The sequence below is a fragment of the Plantactinospora sp. CNZ321 genome (assembly GCF_004217235.1).
Window position 1 is genome coordinate 2,116,385 of record NZ_SHKQ01000001.1, and the last position, 18,542, is coordinate 2,134,926.

Consider the following 18,542-nt stretch of genomic DNA (forward strand, 5'->3'; position numbering starts at 1 on the left):
ACCGCGCGACCGAAGGGCTGGAAGATGGATGACGTTCATGGATGGGTCAGAGTGAGTATCCGCGCGAACGACAGGTGACGATAATCGTGAGTGACCATCAGGATTTGCGGACCAAACTCCGGCAACTGCGGACCGGCCGGAAGCTGTCCCAAGAGAAATTGGCAGCGGCGTTTCACGTGTCGAAGTCGCTGATCCAGCAGTTCGAGAGCGGAAAGCTGACCCCGCAGGACGACACGGCGGAGCGCCTGGACGAGTTCTTCGGTACGGGCGACGAGATCCGCAAGCTCGCCAAGGTCGAGCGCGAGGACCGGCAACCCTGGCTGCGATCGTGGTTCGAGCAGGAGCGCCGCGCGATGCTGATCCGCACCTGGGAGCCGCTGCTGATACCGGGGCTGCTGCAATGCGAGGCGTACATGCGCGAAGTCTTCGCGGCGGTGCCTCGCACCGCAGGGCAGGTTGACGACCTGGTCGCCACCCGCCGCGAGCGGCAGGCGAACACGATCCACCGGGACAACCCCGTCGCGCTCTCCGCCATCATCGGCGAGCTGGCACTGAGCCGTGGCCCGCGCGAAGTCCGCAAACAACAGTGGGGCCACCTGGCGGACGAGAGCCACCGGCCGCACGTCAAGATTCGCATCGTCCCGGCGGAGTGGGAGGGTATCCACGTCGGGCTCTCCGGTCCGTTCAATATCGCGACAATGCCGGATGGCCGGCGGATCGGCCTCCTGGACGACCAGTTGATCGGACACCCGGTGATTGACCGTGGCGACCTGGGTCACCTGGAACTAGCATGGGAGGAGATCGACGCGTTGGCGCTGCCCGTGGTCCAGTCCCGAGACATGATCCTGAGGATGCTCGATGATCACAAATGAACCGCGCTGGCGGACCTCCACCCGCAGCAACGCCACCGGCTCCTGCGTGGAGGTCGCCGACAACCTCCCCGGCCGCGTGCTGGTCCGGGACAGCAAGGACCGGCAGGGACCGGCGCTCACCTTCGGCCCGGCTGCCTGGCGCGCCTTCGTCCGACTGGCCCGCGAGACCGCCTGACGCCGCTCACTTCTGGCGCTATTGATGTTGGCCATCGGCTGATGTTGGCCATCGGCGCCGGGCGCCGTGCCTCTCAGCTGTTGACGGTGAGTCGGATCACGTGCTGCTCGGTGGGATCCTCGCGTTCGGTCGGCGGCGCAGATCGCGAGGATGGTGAGGGCGGTCAGGGCGAGAGGTTGTAGCGGTGCCACGAGTCCCGGCGGCGGATTTGGTGCTTGGTCCAGTCCGACCTGGCGCTTGGCTGTTTGGAACACGTCTTCGACGGTCCAGCGGATCCTGACGACTCGCAGGAGCTGGGAGAGGCTGGTCGGCTGTGGGGTGCAGCAGACGGTGGAAGGTCAGCTCCTCAGCGGTGGCGTGTTGGTCTGATCGATAGGCTGACGGCTGACGACAGATGTCATCGGGGTCGGTGACGTCGTCGAGCCAGGCCCAGGTGTAGGGGCCTGGCTTTCGACCCGGCATCGGTCAAACGGCGTTGCCAGCGCCGTGCCGCCGACAACAACGGTGCGGCTGAGACGGCGTCCCGGGGCAGGTCACCGGTGCCGCGAGCCGACCGATCCGGACGGAGCGCGGCATGGCTGGCCGGCCTTTCTCCGACCGCCTGGAATCCTGAGCAAATGGGTCAGGTCAGAATGCGAACGCCGGACCGGATTCTCTCCGTCCGGCGCCTGTCGATCTCGTTGGCCGCCGGCGCCGTCGTCGCCGTGGCTGTCGCGGTGCTCGGGTTCCCCGAACTGTTTCCGCTGGTCGGCTGGAACGTCGCCGCCGCCACCGTGCTGCTCTGGGTCTGGCGGATCAGTTGGCATCAGGGGGCGGAGGGCACCGAGCGACTCGCCGAGGAGGAGAGTCGGTCACGCTCCACCGACGGCGGGGTGCTGATCGCCGCGGTGGCTAGCCTCGGTGCCGTGGCCTGGGCCCTCGTTCGCTCGTCGAGCGACCAGGACGCGCTCGCGGTGACCCTGGTCATCGTGAGTGTGCTCACGGCGATCCTGTCCTGGGGATTGATGAACACCGTTTTCGCCTTCAAGTACGCGCGCATGTTCTACCTTGAGGACGGCGGGATCGACTTCAAGCAGAGCGAGCTACCGGCCTACAGCGACTTCGCCTATCTGGCGTTCACGGTCGGCATGTCGTTTGCCGTGTCGGAGAGCGAACCGGCCAGTACGCGGGTCCGGAGGACCGCCCTCGGCCATGCGCTGCTGTCCTACCTGTTCGGCACGGTCATCCTCGCCGTGGCCGTGAACCTGGTAACCGGCCTGGGCGAATCCTGATCAGCCAGGCTTCCCGCCGCGAGACCCGGCGGCACGGTCGGCCCACGGAGGCGCGGCCGTTGGTGATATGCGCTCCGTCCCCGCCGCTTGGTGTCAAGCTGATGCGATACCACCGAGTGAGGAGCCGCGAAGGATGGGGACCAGGACCGCAGCGGACGGGATCTCTTGCGCGCAGCGTTGATCGTGCTGGCCGCGGTCGGCACGGCTGTGTTGGTGGACCTGTTGACCGGCGTGCTGGTCCGTCGGTTCGCCCGTGGCCGCTACCAGTGGCTGCTGACCCCACTGCGCCAGGCCTGTCGCCGCCCGACCACGGTGGTGCTGCTGCTCGCGGCGCTGTACTCCGCGCTGCCATCGGCCGGGGACGAGTGGATCCGCGCGGTCCGCCACGGCATCCTGCTGCTGCTGATCGCTAGCGCCGGATGGCTGGTGGTCAAGGCGCTGCACGTCGCCGAGGACGTCGCGTTCAGCCGGCTGCCGGGCGAGACGGTCGCCGACCGCAGAATCCGCCGCGCGCGTACCCAGATCCGCCCGGTACGCCGGCTGACGTCGGCTGTCGTCATAGTGGTGGCGGTCGGTCTGATGCTGGTCACCTTCCGACCCGTACGCTCGTTCGGGCTCACCTTCTTGACCTCGGCCGGCGTGATCGGCGCGGTGATCGGCCTGTCCGCCCGGACCGCGCTCGGCAACGCCTTCGCCGGCATCCAGGTCGCCTTCGCGGACAGTCTGCACGTCGACGACGTGCTGGTGATAGACGGCGAATGGGGCCGGGTCGAGGAGGTGAAGCTGACCAACGTGGTGATCCGGCTCTGGGACGACCGGATGCTCGTCCTGCCCACCACCTACTTCACCGAACACACCTTCCAGAACTGGACGCGGCACGAGACCCGGGTGGTGGGCGAGATCCGCATCCACCTGGATTACACCGCCGACCTGGACGACCTCCGGGAGGTGACCAGACGGCTCGTCGAGTCGTCGCCGCTGTGGGACCGGCACCAGTGGGTGTTGCAGATGGTCGACGCCACCCCGCAGACCGTGATCATCCAGGTCCAGGCCTCCGCCGCAGACGGGCCGAGCGCCTGGGATCTCCGCTGCGACCTGCGCGAGGGACTGATCCACTACCTGCGGAACACCCATCCGCAATGGCTACCCCGCACCCGTGGCGAGTACCAGCCCTGACGCCCGTCCACCCGGCGACTGCGCTCGTTCGACATGTCAGGAAGTTCGCGAGTCCCCTGCCGCTCGCTGCCGAATGGTAGCGCCAAACGCAGCGACGCCTCGCGGCCGTCGCGACCGCCGACGAGTTCCCTCAGGGAGGATCTGAGAAGGGGCGGGCGAGGCGGCGGTGGGCGGTGAGCCAGGCGAAGGTCCGCTCGACCGGCCGTCCATCGGCCGGGCGGACACGTCCCACGAGTCCGGTGCTGCCCAGTGCGTCATCCGCAGGTAGAAGGCGTCGCGAGGGCCAGCTTGGGCGAGCGCGTGTGGATTTGCTGAGCCGGGAGACAGCTCACTCCACGCTGGGCAGTGGCGGGCCGAGCACGTCGTCGGCGTCGACGATCGTGTACGCGTATCCCTGCTCGGCGAGGAAGCGCTGCCGGTGTGCGGCGTACTCCGTGTCGATGGTGTCCCGGGAGACCACCGTGTAGAAGTGTGCCTGCCGGCGGTCCGCCTTCGGCCGGAGCACCCGGCCGAGGCGCTGCGCCTCCTCCTGCCGCGACCCGAAGGTGCCGGAGACCTGGATCGCCACCGCCGCCTCCGGCAGGTCGATGGAGAAGTTGCCGACCTTGGAGATGACCAGGGTGGAGATCTCGCCGGCCCGGAACGCGTCGAAGAGCCGTTCCCGTTCCCTGTTCGTGGTCGAGCCCTGCACGATCGGCGCGTCCAGCGTCTCACCCAGCTCGTGTAGCTGGTCGATGTAGCCGCCGATCACCAGCACCTGGTCGTTCGCGTGCCGCCGCACCAGGGCCTTCACCACCGGCAGCTTGGTCCGGGCGGTCGCCGCCACCCGGTAGCGCTCCTCCGGCTCGGCGACCGCGTACGCCATCCGTTCGGCGTCGGTCAGCGTGACGCGTACCTCGGTGCAGTCCGCCGGGGCGATCCAGCCCTGCGCCTCGATGTCCTTCCACGGCGCGTCGTACCGCTTCGGGCCGATCAGCGAGAAGACGTCGCCCTCCCGGCCGTCCTCCCGGACCAGGGTGGCGGTCAGGCCGAGCCGGCGGCGGGCCTGGAGATCGGCGGTGAACCGGAAGATCGGCGCCGGCAGCAGGTGCACCTCGTCGTAGATCACCAGCCCCCAGTCCCGGGCACCGAACAGGTCCAGGTGGGTGAAGGCGCCGCCGCGCCGCGCGGTCAGCACCTGGTACGTCGCGATGGTGACCGGACGGATCTCCTTGCGCTCCCCCGAGTATTCGCCGATCTCCTCCTCGGTCAGCGAGGTGCGGGCGATCAGCTCCCGCTTCCACTGCCGGCCGGCGACGGTGTTGGTGACCAGGATCAGGGTGGTCGCCTTCGCCTCGGCCATCGCGGCGGCCCCGACCAGGGTCTTGCCGGCCCCGCAGGGCAGCACCACCACGCCCGACCCGCCGGCCCAGAACTGCTGCACCGCCTCCCGCTGGTATGACCGCAGCTCCCAGCCGGGGCGCCCGTCGGTCCCCTCGGTGGCCAGCTCGATCGGGTGCGCCTCGCCGTCCACGTAGCCGGCCAGGTCCTCGGCCGGCCAGCCGAGCTTGAGCAGCGCCTGCTTGAGCCGGCCCCGCTCGGACGGGTGCACGACCACGGTGTCGTCGTCGACCTTCGCGCCGAGCATGCCGGCGAGCTTCTTGCTCTTGGCGACCTCGATCAGCACCAGCCGGTCCACCGCCCGGAGCACCAGGCCGTGGCTGGGATGCGCGACGAGCTGCAACCGGCCGTACCGGTCCATCGTCTCGGCGACGTCGACCAGCAGCGCGTGCGGCACCGGGTAGCGGGAGAACCGCAGCAGCGCGTCGACCACGCCCTCGGCGTCGTGCCCGGCCGCCCGAGCGTTCCACAGGCCCAGCGGGGTCAGCCGGTAGGTGTGCACGTGCTCCGGCGAGCGTTCCAGCTCGGCGAAGGGTGCGATCGCCATCCGGCAGGCCAGCGCGTCCGGGTGGTCGACCTCCAGCAGCAGGGTCTTGTCCGACTGCACGATCAGTGGTCCGCCGCTCACGCTCACGCCCTTCCGTTCCGGTCGGGCGTCCTACGCACCGACCCTCCAGTCTTGCACGATGGATAACGAACCGGAAAAATTCTTCACCGGGCGCAACCGAAGTGGTACTCCCGTGCGTCTAGCTGTCGACGGCTCTGGGGAGGGCAGATGGTTCTGACACGTCTCGGCACCGGTCTGGTCACTCTGGTCGCGGTCACTCTGTTCGGCGCCGGTGCGTGCGCGTTTGATCCGCAGTCGGACCAGTCGGGAGCCGCCGGGGGGCTCGCGCCGGTCGGGGCGGCGGAGGACGCAACGGGGGCGAGCGCGCCGCCCGGGCCGGATCAGGGAAAGGTCACGCCGAGTCCGCGTACCAGCCCGCGCGAGCCGGCGCCGACGACGAGCAAGCCGACGAAGAAACCGACGCGGAAGCCGACCAGGAAGCCGACCCGTACCGCCTCCCCGAAGCCGCCGGGCGGCTGCCCGCAGGGGGAGCGGCAGCGCGAGGTCGAGGGCTACCTGGCCCGGCTGGGCGGGTTCGGCACGGTCACCGTCGACGGTCGGCAGTCGGCCGCCGACTGCGCCGCCATCAAGAGGTTCCAGCGCCGCTACGACATCCGGCCGCCCGAGGGGCGGGCCGGACCGACCACCGCCGACGTGGCCCGCCGGCTGGCCCGCACCGACACCGGCAAGTGCAGGACCGGCAGCGGTACGACCTTCTGCGTCGACCTGACCCTGCAGACCGTCTGGGCGATGCGCGACGGCAAGGTGGTGATGCCGCCCACCGTCACCCGCACCGGCATGTCGGGGTACGCCACGCCGGCCGGCACCTACAAAATCAACTTCCGCAACACGAAGGAGTGGTCCGACCCGTACGAGGTGTGGCTGCCGTACTGGCAGCGCTTCGTCGGCGGGATCGGCTTCCACGAAACCACCACCTACCTGCACAACAAGCCGATCGGCTCGCACGGCTGCGTCAACCTGCTGCCCGTCGACGCCCGCCGGTTGTGGCAGCTCGGCAAGGTGGGCACCAGGGTGCACGTGACGGGTCGCCGGCCGGGCACCTGACGCGACTCCGGTCGGTGGACCTGTCATATCGGCCCGCCAGGTGCGAGTCTGGAGGTTCGGGCAGGCCGCGTGGTGGGAGGTCACAGATGACGGTCGACGGTGAGGTCAGGTCCGAGGCAGATCCCCCGACCGCCCCTGGACCCCTTCCGGCGCCCGTCTCCCGGGCCACCGTGCTGGCGTACGCCACCGTGGCGGTGCTGCTGGCCTGCTGGGTGCTCTTCGGCTGGCTGGTGCAGCAGCAGGGCTTGGTCGACTCGCTCGGCGAAGGGCTCGGCGCCGCCTTCACCCTGCTGCTCATCGTCTCCGTGGTCGGCTCGGTCCGGCAGCACCCCCGCGACTGAGGTGTGAGGAAGGGCCTCCTCTTATCGCTTTCTGTTGTAGAAGGGCCCCTCCTTGCGTTCACTCCTCCAGCACCGCCGCCGTGATCCGGTGCAGGGCGAAGGTGTGCAGCATCTCGGTGCGCTCGTCCTCGGCCCGCAGGTATCCGCCGCCGATCGACACCGGACGGACCAGCCGGGACGCGGTGGCGCCGTGCGCGTCGACGTACCCGACCCAGACCAGCGCCTTGTCCCGGACCGCCTGCTGGAGTACGGCGAGCGCCTGGGTGTGCGCGTGCGCGGTCGGCATCCCCGGCCCGGCTCCACCCGCCCGGCCGGCCCCCCGGACCGTACTCGGCGCCCGGCGGGCCGCCCGGGTCGCGGCGTCACCTCGACGGACCTGCTGCACGACTCCGAGCAGCCTCGGCGTGCTCAGCCTCGGCGTGGCCAGCGGATCGGTGACCCGGTTGGCGACCGAGCCCCGGGCCGGCGCCCGGCGAATCTTCGGCCGGGTCAGCACCGTCGCCCCGGTGGCGTCCTCGGAGACCGGCGCGTACCCGGCCTCCCGCAGCGCGGCGAGCAGCCGCCCCACCAGGTGCGGGGTGGTGAGCACGGTCGGGGCAAGCCGGCGCAGCGACATCGGGCCGAGCCGGCGGTCGGCGAGTACCTCGGTCAGCAGCGCCTCGTCGTCGCTGCGCAGGTACGCCCCGGCCGAGCCGACCCGCAACCCGCCGTGCTTGCGGGCCACGTCGTCGATCAGGTAGGTCAGACCCTGCGGTACCGGTGTGCGGGACCGGCGCTTGAAGAGTTGGTGCAGGTCCTCGGCCGCGTACCCGGCGTCCAGTGCCCGGCGCACACTCGCCCCGGTGACCCGGTGCACACTGGCCCCGCCGGCCGACTCGGGCTCGGCCACCGTCGCGAGTTCGGCGGCGACGCTCGGCTCCGGCGGCCCCGGCACCACCACGGTCAGGTCGGCCTGCACGAGGAAATGGTCGACCGGCGCCGGCAGCAGCGCGTCCAGGGCCCGGACCGCGGCGGAACCGCCCCCGGCCGCGCCGTCCGCGTCCGGGCGTACGCCGAGCGGATCGTCGCCGGGCTCGCCGAGCCGGGTGTCCCCGGCCGCCCACTGCGCCAACAGCAGCCGGCCGTACGTGGTGAGCGCGCCGAGCCCGGTGACACCGAGCAGGGCCGCCTCGGCGATCACCTCCCGCTGCCCGGCCTCCCGGCCGAGGCTGCGCCGGGGCGAGCGCCAGGCGAGCAGGTCGACGACCTCGTCGACGCTGGGTGCGGCGCCCGGTTCGAGATCGGCCAGCACGTCGAGCACGGCACGGCGTACCGCCGGCACCCCGGCCCGCTCCACCTCGGCGGAGAGTACGGCGACCGGCCGGTCCCGCTCGTCGCGCTGGCCGACCAGCCCCACCTGCCGGGTCATGCTGAGCCAGGCCCGGGCCAGGTGCTCCCAGCGGTGGGCCAGCGAGCCCTCCCGCCAGCCCTCGTAGCCGGCGGCCGGCAGCAGCTGCTGGTCCGCTCCGTTCCGGGCGGTGGCCGTACCGGGCAGGTCCAACTCGCCGAGCAGTCCCGCCGCGTACGCCACCTCCAGCAGCAGCGCGGCGGTCGGCTCGTCCAGCCCGGTGGCCCGGGCCAGCCGGCGCAGGTCGCGTACGCCGAGTCCGCCCGAGCGGAGTACCGGGGCGGGTTCGGTGGCGAGCTGTTCGAGTAGCGCCTCGGTGTGCCGTACCGCCTCCATCGCCTGGCCGGCGCCGGCGGAGTCGGCGGCCTTCGGCTCCCTGGCCGCGCCGGCCACCGCCGGCGGGGTCGGCCGGAGCGGACCGAGCGGACCGGAGTCGCGGCGCAGCAGCAGGCCGATCTCCCGGGGCAGTTCGACGGCGGTCGGCTTGCCGGCCAGGGCGCTGGGCTCGGTCACCGGCACCAGCAGGCGGTTGTCGACCAGCCAGGAGACCGGGGCGGCCGCACCCGCGCCGGGCGCGGCGGCGGCCGGCAACGTGCCCACCGGGGGCCCGGTGGCGAGCCGGTCCAGGATCGCCCGGGCCGGCGGCGGCGCGGCCAACAGGGTCCGGCGCAGCCGGGCCGGGTCCGCGACCAGCGCGGCCGCCTCCGGGTCCAGCTCCGCTGCCGGCCTGCCCAGCCCGGCCGGGTACGGCGAGCAGACCTCGTCCACGCCGGGCACGATTCGCAGGGACTCCTGTGGCCCGTAGAGCAGGAAGAGCGCCCGGAGCCGGTCGACGGCCGACCTGGCGGCGGTCCGGTCCGCCCGGCGGTCGGTCCCGGCGGCCAGGGTGAGGACGGCCTCCGTGGAGGTCTCGCCATGATCCGCGTCACGGCTGAGCCGGGCCGCGTCCAGGATCCGCAGGGTGAACTCGTCGAGCCCGTCCAGGGCCCGGGCGACCGAGACCCGGGACTGGGCGCGGACCGCCAGGGCGGACAGATCGGTCGGTACCGGCACGACGAGGTCCGGACGCAGCCGGAACAGGGCGGCCAGCGCCTCGTCGGGCAACGCCCGCAGGTGGTCGGCGAGTGTGGTCATCGTCCTTTCACGCTATCCCGGCCGGGCGTCGCTCGTGTGCGTCGGTCGGCGAGCGGCACCAGGGGTGGTTTCCGACGGCCGTGCGATCATGACGATGTGACTGCCCCAGCCGTCGGGTTCGACCTCGACCTGACCCTGATCGACACCCGGCCCGGGATAGCCGCCGCCTACCGGGCGCTGACCGCCAGCACCGGGGTGTACGTCGACGCCGACGCGGTGGTCTCCCGACTCGGCCCGCTGCTCCGGACCGAACTGCGGAACTGGTTTCCGGCGGAGCGACTGGACGAGGCCGTCGAGATCTACCGGTCGCTCTATTCGGAGTACGCGATCACGATGTCGCCGCCACTGCCCGGCGCGGTCGAGGCGCTGGCCGAGGTCCGGGCGGCGGGTCTGCGGGTGGTGGTGGTCACCGGCAAGTACGGCCCGCTGGCCCGGCTGCACCTGGAACACCTCGGCATGGAGGTCGACGAGCTGGTCGGCGAGCTCTTCGCCGCCGACAAGGCGACCGCGCTGACCACGCACGGCGCGGAACTCTACGTCGGTGACCACATCGCCGACATGGTGGCGGCGCAGACGGCCGGCATCCCGGGACTCGGGGTGACCACCGGTTCGCACGACGGTGACGAGCTGCGGGCGGCCGGCGCCGATCTGGTGGTCGAGGACCTTACCGGATTCCCGCAGGCGCTCCGGCGGCTGATGCGGCTAGCCTTGTGAAGGACAGCAATCTCATCAGGGAGTCGAGGTTTCTCAGGTGCCGACGGGTCGAGTGAAGTGGTACGACGCGGCCAAGGGCTACGGGTTCGTCACCAGTGACGAGGGTGGCGACGTGTTCCTGCCGAAGGGCGCGCTGCCGGCTGGTGTCACCGACCTGAAGGGCGGCCAGCGGGTCGAGTTCGGCGTCGTGGACAGCCGCCGGGGCGCGCAGGCGCTCGGGGTGAAGCTGCTGGACGCGCCACCGTCCATGGCGGAGCTTCGCCGCCGGCCAGCGGAGGAGCTGCACGGCCTGGTCGAAGACATGATCAAGGTGCTGGAGGCGAAGGTCCAGCCGGACCTGCGCCGGGGCCGCTTCCCCGACCGGAAGACCGCGCAGACGGTGGCTCAGCTCGTCCACGCGGTCGCCCGCGAACTGGAGATCTGAGGGGTCAGCCCGGCGGCCGCGGCCCGGCCGAGCAGGGCGTCGACCGCCGCCTGGCCGTCGACGCCCAGCTCGGCGGTGAACTCGTTGACGTAGAGCGCGATGTGCCGGTCGACCACGTCACGCTCCATCTCCTGGGCGTGCGCGAGAACGTACTTCTCGGTACCGGCCGGGTCGGCCCAGGCCCGGCGTACCGAGTCGCGGATCCAGCCGGTCGCCTCGGCCGGGTCGACGGCACCCCTGCGGGCCAGGATCGCGCCGAGCGGGATCGGCAGGCCGGTGTCCGCCTCCCACCACTGCCCGAGGTCGACCAGGGCGGTCAGCCCGTAGCGCGGGTACGTGAACCGGGCCTCGTGGATGACCAGCCCGGCGTCGTACCGACCGGCGGCCACCCCCGGCATGATCTCGTGGAACGGGACCACCTCGATCCGCGCCGGGGGTCGCCGCGCCGCCCAGAGCCGGAACAGCAGGTACGCCGTCGTCCGGTCGCCGGGTACCGCCACGGTCGCGCCGGTCAGGTCGGCGTTTCCGGCCCGATCCTCCCGGGTCAGCACCAGCGGTCCGCAGCCCCGGCCCAACGCCCCGCCGCAGGGCAGCAGATGGTAGTCGTCGAGCAGCCACGGCAGCGCCGCGTAACTCACCTTGACCAGGTCGTACGCCCCGCGTTCGGCGGCGGTGTTGGTGACGTCGACGTCGGCGTAGGTCACGTCGACCGGCGGGGCACCGGGAACCAGCCCGTGCACCAGGGCGTGGAACACGAAGGTGTCGTTGGGGCAGGGGGAGATCGCCAGGGAGAGCGCCACGGGTCCACGCTAACCCCGACCGCTCCGGTCGCCACCCCGGCCCACCCGGGACCGGTTGGCCAGGTCACCTCCGTCGCCGGCCCGGAACACGGGCCCGGCGCCCAATCACCTCAGAGCTTCTGGCCGACCGTGGCGAAGGCGGCGGTCAGGGCCGCGAAGGCGTCGCCGATCCGCCACGCGGCGCGGTCCCGGGGCCCGACCGGGTTGGAGATCGTACGCAGCTCGGCGAAGGGGAGTCCGACGGCGACGGCGGCGGTCGCCACCCCGTACCCCTCCATCGCCTCGGCCACCGCGTCCGGGTGTCGGGCCAGCAGGGCGGCGGTGCTCGCGGCGGTGCCGGTCACCGTGCCGAGGGTGAGAACCGCGCCCGTGACCGCCTGCGGCAGGCCGGCGCGGAGCACGTCCAGCAGGGCCGGGGCGGCGGGCACGACAGTGCTGCCGAAGCCCAGTTCGTCGAGGGTGAGGAACCCGTCCGGCGATTCGGCGCCCAGGTCGGCCGCGACGCTGCGGGTCGCGACCACGATCCCGCCGACCGGGGCCCGGCCGGGAAAGCCGCCGCCGATGCCGGCGCTGAGCACTCCCCGGTACGGCCTCCCGGCCGCCTCGGCCAGCGCGAGTAGCCGGGCGGTCCCGGCGGCGGCCGCGGCCGGGCCGACCCCGACCGGCTCGACGGTGACCGCGTCGGCGACCAGACCGGCCCGCACCGCCTCGGCCTCGGCCGGTACGGCCGTGACCACGAGTATCCCCTCGGCCACTACGTCCCCCGGGTCTCTCGGCGCGAGCCCTCCTCGCCCGGCCCGGAGCCGGGTACCGCGGACGACGGCCGGTAGATGTGGTAGCCGGGGGGCGCGAAGTGCGGGTCCTCACCGCGCTCCGCGGCTGCCCCGGTGGCAGCCTCGTCGACTTCCCGACGGTTGGCGACCGGCGCAGGGGAGGTGGGCGCCGGGTCGTCCCCCGGCCGCCGGTCACCGTCCGGACGGCCGGTCTCCGGTGGTTCGGCGTCGGCCATCGCCCGCCCGGAGAGTCGATGGCCGCGCAGCCGGGTGGCGACGACGAAGGCCCAGACCGTACCGACGGCGGCGAGGCCGGCGAGCAGCCCGACCCCGAGCCGACCGTCCAGCGGTACCAGACCGAGTCCGCCGCCGGCGACGAAGGCCAGCATGAGCACAGTCTCGGAGTGCGCGAATCCGGTCGCCCGGAGCCGCTCCGGGACCCGTTCCTGGATGGAGGCGTCGACGGCCAGTTTCGCGATGCCGCTGACCACGGCGGTGACCAGGCAGAGCAGGGCGACCAGCAGCAGGGAGAACCGGAGGGCGGCCAGCACCCCGACCCCGGCCACCAGCACCAGGCCGGCGGCCTGGAGCGCGACCGGACGGTGGATGCGTAGCCGGGTGCCGAGCGCGGTGGCCAGGAACGTGCCGATGCCGAGACCCGCGCCGACCAGCCCGAGCGCGACCTCCGCGCCGCGCTGGCGGCCGAGGAGTTCGGTGTCCAGGTCACCCGCCTTGATCGCGAAGGCGAGGAAGAGCAGCAGGAAGCCGTAGACGCCGCGCAGGAGGGCGCTGCCGACCAGGGCGCTGATCACCAGCCGGCCACCCGGGCCGCTGCGGCTGAGTGCCCGTTCCCGCCCGTTCCGGCCCGGTCGGAGCGCCTGGAAGGCCCTGGGCACCGTCTCCGGCGGGTCGGAGTCGGCCCGGGGTGGCAGGCGCAACGCGATCACCATCCCGACCAGGAAGATCACCGAGGCGACCCGGAGCGGCCACTGTGGACCGAACCAGAACGCGGCCAGTCCGATCGGCAGGACCACGCCGCCGGCGATCGAGCCGTACACGCTGGCCCGGGCGCCGGCCTGGGAGAGTCCGATCCCCTCCGGCAGCAGCCGGGGCACCGCCGCCGACCGGGCCACCCCGTACGCCCGGGACAGCGCCAGTACGCCGAAGGCGGCCGGATAGAGGCCGAAACCGTGGATGTAGTCCGAGATCAGCCAGGCCAGGAAGGCCCGCCCCAGCATTGTGGCGGCCAGGGCGTAGCGGCGTCCGTGCCGGAAGTGGTCGAGTAGCGGTCCCACCACCGGGGCGAGCAGCGCGAACGGCACCATGGTGACCAACAGATAGAGCGCGACCCTGCTCCGTGCCTCACCGAGCGGGGCGTTGAAGAAGATCGTCCCGGCCAGTCCGATCGTGATCAACGTGTCGCCGGCACACGAGGCGGCGTGCAGGTCGAAGAGCCGGACCATCCCTGTCTCGCCGCCGGCACCCTTCGCGCGTACCTGGGCGACCCGGCGGGTCGTCCAGCGGGCACTGCCGAGCGAACCCCGGAAGAGCAGCCGGACGCCCCGGATCGCCGTACCGACGACACGCCCGGGTACCGATCGCCCGGAGCGGGTGAACAGCGGCATGAGCATCATCCTCGCCCATCCGGTCGACGACCGTCGGATCTGTGCCGAGATATCTCTGCGGTGCGAAGTGCCGGGGGAGTGCCGCCGACCCGTCGTCAAGGATAGGCAAGAATGGGTGGGTGACCAGGAGCACCACGGCCAGAGCCGCCCGCCTCGACCAGGTCTGTGCCAGCGCCGTCGACGTGGCGCGGGAGGGCATCACCGAGGTCGACCCCGCCGACGTCGGCGACCACCAGGGGGCGATCGCCGAGGGCGACCGGCTCGTGACGCATCTCTTCGAGTGTCGGATGGCCGGCTACCAGGGCTGGCAGTGGGCGGTGACGGTGACCCGGGTGCCGCGCAGCCGGCACGTCACGATCTGCGAGACGCTCCTGCTGCCCGGCCCGGACGCGCTGCTCGCGCCGAGCTGGTTGCCGTGGCAGGAGCGGCTCCAGCCGGGCGACCTCGGGGTCGGTGACCTGCTCCCCACCCCGTCCGACGACGAGCGACTCGTTCCCGGCTACCTGCTCTCGGACGATCCGGCGGTGGAGGAGACGGCCTGGGAGCTGGGTCTCGGGCGGCCCCGGGTGATGTCCCGGGAGGGCCGGATCGAGACCGCCCAGCGGTGGTACGACGGCGACCACGGGCCGAGCGCGCCGATCGCGATCGCCGCGCCGCGCGCCGCCCGCTGCGGCACCTGTGGCTTCTATCTCCCGCTGGCCGGCGCGCTGCGCCAGTCCTTCGGGGTCTGCGGAAACTTCTTCGCCCCCGACGACGGCCGGGCGGTCAGCGCCGACCATGGCTGCGGGGCGCACTCCGAGACGCTGGTCGAGTCGGCCGAGACACCGGTCGACGAGCTGCCGACCATCTACGACGACAGCGAGGTCGAGGCGATCGCGGTCAGCCGGGCGCCCGGCTCGGTCGAGGCCGCCGAACCCCCGGAGCCGTACGGGCACGGCTGACCGGGGAACGGTCAACCGTCGGCGCGACGGCGGCGGCGGTTGGCGTCGTGCCGGAGCATCACGGCCAGCCCGGGGAAGCCCAGCAGGAAACCGGCCAGGCAGGTCCAGAGCCAGTGCTCGCGGCCGGTGTCGGCGAGCCAGTCGCCGCCGAAGAGCAGCAGCACCAGCCCGACGGCCGCCCAGATCACCAGCCCGGCCACGGCGAACGGGACCATCGGCGGGTCGAGCGGCTCGATCTGCGGCTCCTCGGGCATCGCTCCAGCGTACGGCCGTACTGCTGGGCGTCGGCAACCGGGAAGCTCTTTGCCGGTCACCGGTGATCTGGGACGATGCCCCGATCAACGACGACCCGATCAACGAGGATCGGGTCAACGACGCCCCGAGCGCACTCGTACACCCTTCGCGAGGACCCGATGCACAAAGTCCCGACGCCGCCGCCCGGCCGGCCGGCCGCCGGTAACGCCTTCGACCGGTACTTCGAGATCACGGCACGTGGCTCGACGGTGAACCGGGAGGTGCGCGGCGGTCTCGCCACGTTCTTCACCATGGCCTACATCGTGGTGCTCAACCCGCTCATCCTGGGCAACGCGGTCGACGGCGACGGCGCCCGGCTGGCCATCCCGGCGCTGGCCGCCGGAACCGCCCTGGTTGCCGGGGTGATGACGATCCTGATGGGTGTGGTCGGCCGGTTCCCGCTGGCGCTGGCCGCCGGGCTGGGTGTCAACGCCCTGGTGGCGCTCGAGATCGCACCGCAGATGACCTGGGCCGACGCGATGGGCCTGGTGGTGATCGAGGGTGTGGTCATCGGCATCCTGGTGCTGACCGGGCTGCGTACCGCCGTGTTCCGGGCGGTGCCGACCCAGCTCAAGACGGCGATCGGGGTGGGCATCGGGCTGTTCCTGACGATCATCGGACTGGTCGACGCCGGGTTCGTCCGGCGGATCCCGGACGCCGCCGGCACCACCGTGCCGGTCGGGCTGGGCATCGGCGGCAAGCTGGTCACCTGGCCGGCGCTGGTCTTCGTACTCGGCCTGCTGGTCACGCTGGTGCTGGTGGTGCGCCGGGTCAGGGGCGCGATCCTGATCGGCATCCTCTCCTCGACCGTGCTGGCGATCGTGGTGGAGGCGGTCGCCAAGGTCGGCCCGTCGCTGGTCGACGGCCGGCCCAACCCGTCGGGCTGGTCACTGAACGTGCCGGCGCTGCCGGAGCGGGTGGTGGACACCCCGGACCTCTCCCTGCTGGGGCACTTCGACCTGCTCGGCTCCTGGCAGCGGGCCGGTGTGCTGGTGGCGTTGATGTTCGTCTTCACCCTGCTGATCACCGACTTCTTCGACACCATGGGCACGATGGTGGCGGTCGGCCAGGAGGGCGGGCTGCTGGACGAGCGGAAGATGCCGCCGCGTACCCGGGAGATCCTGCTGGTGGACTCGATCGCCGCGGCGGCCGGCGGTGCGGCGAGTACGTCGAGCAACACGGCGTACATCGAGAGTGCCGCCGGGGTCGCGGAGGGTGCCCGGACCGGTGCGGCCAACCTGGTCACCGGCGGGTTGTTCCTGCTGGCGATGTTCCTCGCCCCGCTGGTCGTGGTGGTGCCCTTCGAGGCGGCCTCCGTGGCGCTGGTGATCGTCGGGTTCCTGATGATGACCGCGGTGAAGACCATCGACTGGAACGACTACGAGATCGCCATCCCGGCGTTCCTGACCATCGTGCTGATGCCGTTCACCTACTCGATCTCGAACGGCATCGGGGCCGGGGTGATCAGCTTCGTGCTGGTGAAGGTTGCCCGGGGCAGGGCCCGGGAGGTGCACCCCCTGCTCTACGGGGTGGCCGGGCTCTTCGTGGTCTACTTCCTGCGTGGTCCGATCGAGACCCTGCTGTTCTAACCTGTGCCCAACGGCTACCGGGGGTCGCGGCAGCGGGTCGGGCGGGGGCGCCGGTGACAGTGGTCATAATCGGTGGTCGTTAGCCAAGCTCATTAGTTATGCTAACGATCGTGACGGAGTGGACGGTGATGGCGAAGCAGATGCCACCGGCGCAGCTCGCGACGTTACTGCGCGACGCGATCACCAGACTCAACCGACGGGTGCGGCAGACCCGGCCGGTCGGCGACCTCACGGGGACCCAGCTCTCCGCCCTGACCAGCCTGGAGCTGGGCGGCGCGCTGACCCCCCGCGAGCTGGCCGACACCGAACGGGTGCAGCCGCCGACGATGACCAAGATCGTCGCAAAGCTGGAGGAGCGCGGCCTCGTGCAGCGCACCCCCCATCCGACCGACGGTCGACAGGTCATCCTCTCGACCACCGACACCGGCCGCGAGATGCTCGCCCAGTTCGACCGGGCCCGCAGCCGGTGGCTGGCCGTCCGGCTCGCCGAGCTGACCCCGGAGGAACGCGACGCGCTCCAGCGTGCCGCGGAGATCCTGCAGAAGGTGGCGCGCGACTGACCGCCGCAAACCAACGGGTCCGCTTCGTCCGCTAGGACTTCCGGCGCAAGGTCGCCAACCGGAGGTCGGGATCACGCGTACGACCCGAGGAGGCGCACCCCGAGTGCGGGCAAAGCTGAGCACCACGTTCCAGTCCCTGACGATCCGCAACTACCGGCTCTTCGTCACCGGTCAGTTGATCAAGCTGATCGGCGTGTGGATGATGTTCACCACGCAGGACTGGCTCGTCCTGGATCTCTCGAACAACTCGGCCTCCGCGCTCGGCGTGGTGGTCGCGCTGCAGTTCACCCCGGTGCTGCTGCTCACCCTGCTCTCCGGCCGCCTCGCCGACCGGTACGACAAGCGCCTGCTGCTGGTCATCGCCAACGCCACCTGGAGCGTGCTGGCGCTCGGCATGAGCGCGCTGGTGCTCACCGGCGTCGTGCAGCTCTGGCACGTCTTCGTCTTCGCCGCCCTGCTCGGGGTGGCGAACGCGGTCGAGACCCCGGTACGCCAGTCCTTCGTCTCCGAGCTCGTCGGCACCTCGCTGCTGCCCAACGCGCTGGCGCTCTCCTCCGCCACGTTCAACTCCGCCCGGATCGTCGGCCCGGCGGTGGCCGGGGTGGCGATCGCCCTCTTCGACGTCGGCCCGGTCTTCCTGGTCAGTGCGGTCAGCTCGATCGCCCCGGTGATCTGCGTGGTGATGATGCGCGTCGCCGAGCTGCACCGCGAGGAGTTGCCGCCGCTCGCCGAGCGGGCCTCCGCCCGGGTGATCGACGGCCTCCGGTACGTCGCCCGCCGGTCCGACCTGGTGCTGCCGATGGTGCTGATGTCGGTGATGGGGCTGGCGCTGTTCAACTTCCAGCTCACCCTCTCGGCGCTGGCCAAGACCACCTTCCACACCGGGGCCGCCTCGTTCGGCCTGTTCACCACCGCGCTCGCGGTGGGTTCCCTGGTCGGGGCGCTGGCCGGCAGCGGGCGGCGCAGCCGGCCGTCGGTGTGGGTGGTGCTGGGTTCGGCCGTGGCGACCGGCGTCTGCGGCACGCTGGTCGGGCTGGCTCCGGCGTACTGGCTGGTGGTGGCGTTGCTGCCGCTGACCGGGTTCTTCACGGTCTTCTTCGCCCAGGCGTCCAACCAGCGGGTGCAGCTCGGGGTCGACGCGGCGTTCCGGGGCCGGGTGATGGCGCTCTGGGTACTGGTGTTCCTCGGCACCAACCCGGTCGGCGCCCCGATCGTCGGCTGGATCGCCGAGCGCTACGGTGCCGGCGCGAGCATCTGGATCGGCGGCCTGATCTCGCTGGCCACCGCCGGTGCGGCGCTGATCTGGCAGTTGCACCGCACCAATACCCGGCTCCGGCTGCGCATCCTGCCGCTGCCGCGCTTCTACGTGGTGCACCCCGTCGACACCTGAGGCACGCCGCGGAGGTCTGCCGGG

General features: G+C 71.8%; 18 protein-coding genes. 12 read left to right on the plus strand and 6 right to left on the minus strand.

Going from position 1 to position 18,542, the window contains the following annotated elements; genetic code table 11:
• Positions 1-86: 86 nt before the first annotated feature.
• From EV371_RS09425 to EV371_RS09440, 4 genes are all read left to right on the plus strand, one after another.
• Complete coding sequence (locus tag EV371_RS09425; protein ID WP_165436642.1) at positions 87-872, plus strand: Scr1 family TA system antitoxin-like transcriptional regulator; 786 nt, start codon at positions 87-89, stop codon at positions 870-872.
• Entirely contained in the window at positions 859-1,047 is a 189-nt protein-coding gene (locus EV371_RS09430) for a DUF397 domain-containing protein (RefSeq protein ID WP_130461714.1), read from the plus strand. Before EV371_RS09425 ends, EV371_RS09430 begins: the two co-directional genes overlap by 14 nt.
• A gap of 539 nt (positions 1,048-1,586) precedes the next feature.
• Positions 1,587-2,318: a DUF1345 domain-containing protein gene (locus EV371_RS09435; RefSeq protein ID WP_486484550.1), complete on the plus strand. Its 732-nt coding sequence runs from the start codon at positions 1,587-1,589 to the stop codon at positions 2,316-2,318.
• A 165-nt stretch (positions 2,319-2,483) separates the two neighbouring features.
• Entirely contained in the window at positions 2,484-3,494 is a 1,011-nt protein-coding gene (locus tag EV371_RS09440) for a mechanosensitive ion channel family protein (RefSeq protein WP_486484551.1), read from the plus strand.
• 328 nt (positions 3,495-3,822) lie between these two features.
• Here EV371_RS09440 and EV371_RS09445 read toward each other — a convergent pair whose 3' ends face one another.
• On the minus strand, positions 3,823-5,502 hold the full coding sequence (locus tag EV371_RS09445; RefSeq protein ID WP_130461715.1) for a DNA repair helicase XPB: 1,680 nt from the start codon (positions 5,500-5,502) through the stop codon (positions 3,823-3,825).
• A 147-nt stretch (positions 5,503-5,649) separates the two neighbouring features.
• Between EV371_RS09445 and EV371_RS09450 the strand changes: the two genes are divergently transcribed.
• Complete coding sequence (locus EV371_RS09450; protein ID WP_130461716.1) at positions 5,650-6,546, plus strand: L,D-transpeptidase family protein; 897 nt, start codon at positions 5,650-5,652, stop codon at positions 6,544-6,546.
• Between the two features lie 86 nt (positions 6,547-6,632).
• Positions 6,633-6,887 (plus strand): hypothetical protein, encoded by a 255-nt coding sequence (locus tag EV371_RS09455; RefSeq protein WP_130461717.1) that lies wholly within the window; start codon positions 6,633-6,635, stop codon positions 6,885-6,887.
• 58 nt (positions 6,888-6,945) lie between these two features.
• Here EV371_RS09455 and EV371_RS09460 read toward each other — a convergent pair whose 3' ends face one another.
• Positions 6,946-9,408: a helicase-associated domain-containing protein gene (locus tag EV371_RS09460; protein ID WP_130461718.1), complete on the minus strand. Its 2,463-nt coding sequence runs from the start codon at positions 9,406-9,408 to the stop codon at positions 6,946-6,948.
• Between the two features lie 96 nt (positions 9,409-9,504).
• Between EV371_RS09460 and EV371_RS09465 the strand changes: the two genes are divergently transcribed.
• Positions 9,505-10,122: an HAD hydrolase-like protein gene (locus EV371_RS09465; RefSeq protein ID WP_130461719.1), complete on the plus strand. Its 618-nt coding sequence runs from the start codon at positions 9,505-9,507 to the stop codon at positions 10,120-10,122.
• Between the two features lie 37 nt (positions 10,123-10,159).
• On the plus strand, positions 10,160-10,546 hold the full coding sequence (locus EV371_RS09470) for a cold-shock protein (RefSeq protein ID WP_101368382.1): 387 nt from the start codon (positions 10,160-10,162) through the stop codon (positions 10,544-10,546).
• Here EV371_RS09470 and EV371_RS09475 read toward each other — a convergent pair.
• The 3 genes from EV371_RS09475 to EV371_RS09485 all read right to left on the minus strand — a co-directional run bounded on the left by EV371_RS09475 (position 10,507) and on the right by EV371_RS09485 (position 13,744).
• On the minus strand, positions 10,507-11,346 hold the full coding sequence (locus tag EV371_RS09475; protein WP_130461720.1) for an MqnA/MqnD/SBP family protein: 840 nt from the start codon (positions 11,344-11,346) through the stop codon (positions 10,507-10,509). The two genes, EV371_RS09470 and EV371_RS09475, sit on opposite strands and share 40 nt — an antisense overlap.
• A gap of 110 nt (positions 11,347-11,456) precedes the next feature.
• Positions 11,457-12,101: a futalosine hydrolase gene (locus EV371_RS09480; protein ID WP_130461721.1), complete on the minus strand. Its 645-nt coding sequence runs from the start codon at positions 12,099-12,101 to the stop codon at positions 11,457-11,459.
• Entirely contained in the window at positions 12,101-13,744 is a 1,644-nt protein-coding gene (locus tag EV371_RS09485; RefSeq protein WP_130461722.1) for an MFS transporter, read from the minus strand. Before EV371_RS09485 ends, EV371_RS09480 begins: the two co-directional genes overlap by 1 nt.
• 101 nt (positions 13,745-13,845) lie before the next feature.
• Here EV371_RS09485 and EV371_RS09490 point away from each other — a divergent pair, with 101 nt between their 5' ends.
• Positions 13,846-14,685, plus strand: coding sequence for a DUF3027 domain-containing protein (locus tag EV371_RS09490; RefSeq protein WP_130465779.1), 840 nt, complete (start codon positions 13,846-13,848; stop codon positions 14,683-14,685).
• Between the two features lie 11 nt (positions 14,686-14,696).
• On the opposite strand, the gene EV371_RS09495 is transcribed toward EV371_RS09490, so the two are convergent.
• Positions 14,697-14,939 carry a DUF2530 domain-containing protein gene (locus tag EV371_RS09495; RefSeq protein WP_130461723.1) on the minus strand — a complete coding sequence of 81 codons (243 nt, stop codon included), beginning with the start codon at positions 14,937-14,939 and terminating at the stop codon, positions 14,697-14,699.
• 159 nt (positions 14,940-15,098) lie between these two features.
• Between EV371_RS09495 and EV371_RS09500 the strand changes: the two genes are divergently transcribed.
• The 3 genes from EV371_RS09500 (at position 15,099) to EV371_RS09510 (ending at position 18,518) form a co-directional block, all read left to right on the plus strand.
• Positions 15,099-16,568: an NCS2 family permease gene (locus EV371_RS09500; protein ID WP_130461724.1), complete on the plus strand. Its 1,470-nt coding sequence runs from the start codon at positions 15,099-15,101 to the stop codon at positions 16,566-16,568.
• A gap of 110 nt (positions 16,569-16,678) precedes the next feature.
• On the plus strand, positions 16,679-17,128 hold the full coding sequence (locus EV371_RS09505; RefSeq protein ID WP_207230445.1) for a MarR family transcriptional regulator: 450 nt from the start codon (positions 16,679-16,681) through the stop codon (positions 17,126-17,128).
• A gap of 103 nt (positions 17,129-17,231) precedes the next feature.
• Positions 17,232-18,518, plus strand: a complete 1,287-nt coding sequence (locus EV371_RS09510) for an MFS transporter (RefSeq protein WP_130461725.1) — start codon at positions 17,232-17,234, stop codon at positions 18,516-18,518.
• The last annotated feature ends 24 nt before the right edge of the window (positions 18,519-18,542 follow it).

What these genes read in the sequence shown, in the direction of transcription:
- EV371_RS09430 (WP_130461714.1), top strand. Translation starts at nt 859, where the DNA reads ATGATCACAAATGAACCGCGCTGGCGGACCTCCACCCGCAGCAACGCC.
- EV371_RS09450 (WP_130461716.1), top strand. Translation starts at nt 5,650, where the DNA reads ATGGTTCTGACACGTCTCGGCACCGGTCTGGTCACTCTGGTCGCGGTC.
- EV371_RS09455 (WP_130461717.1), top strand. Translation starts at nt 6,633, where the DNA reads ATGACGGTCGACGGTGAGGTCAGGTCCGAGGCAGATCCCCCGACCGCC.
- EV371_RS09460 (WP_130461718.1), bottom strand. Translation starts at nt 9,408, where the DNA reads ATGACCACACTCGCCGACCACCTGCGGGCGTTGCCCGACGAGGCGCTG.
- EV371_RS09485 (WP_130461722.1), bottom strand. Translation starts at nt 13,744, where the DNA reads ATGCCGCTGTTCACCCGCTCCGGGCGATCGGTACCCGGGCGTGTCGTC.
- EV371_RS09495 (WP_130461723.1), bottom strand. Translation starts at nt 14,939, where the DNA reads ATGCCCGAGGAGCCGCAGATCGAGCCGCTCGACCCGCCGATGGTCCCG.
- EV371_RS09500 (WP_130461724.1), top strand. Translation starts at nt 15,099, where the DNA reads ATGCACAAAGTCCCGACGCCGCCGCCCGGCCGGCCGGCCGCCGGTAAC.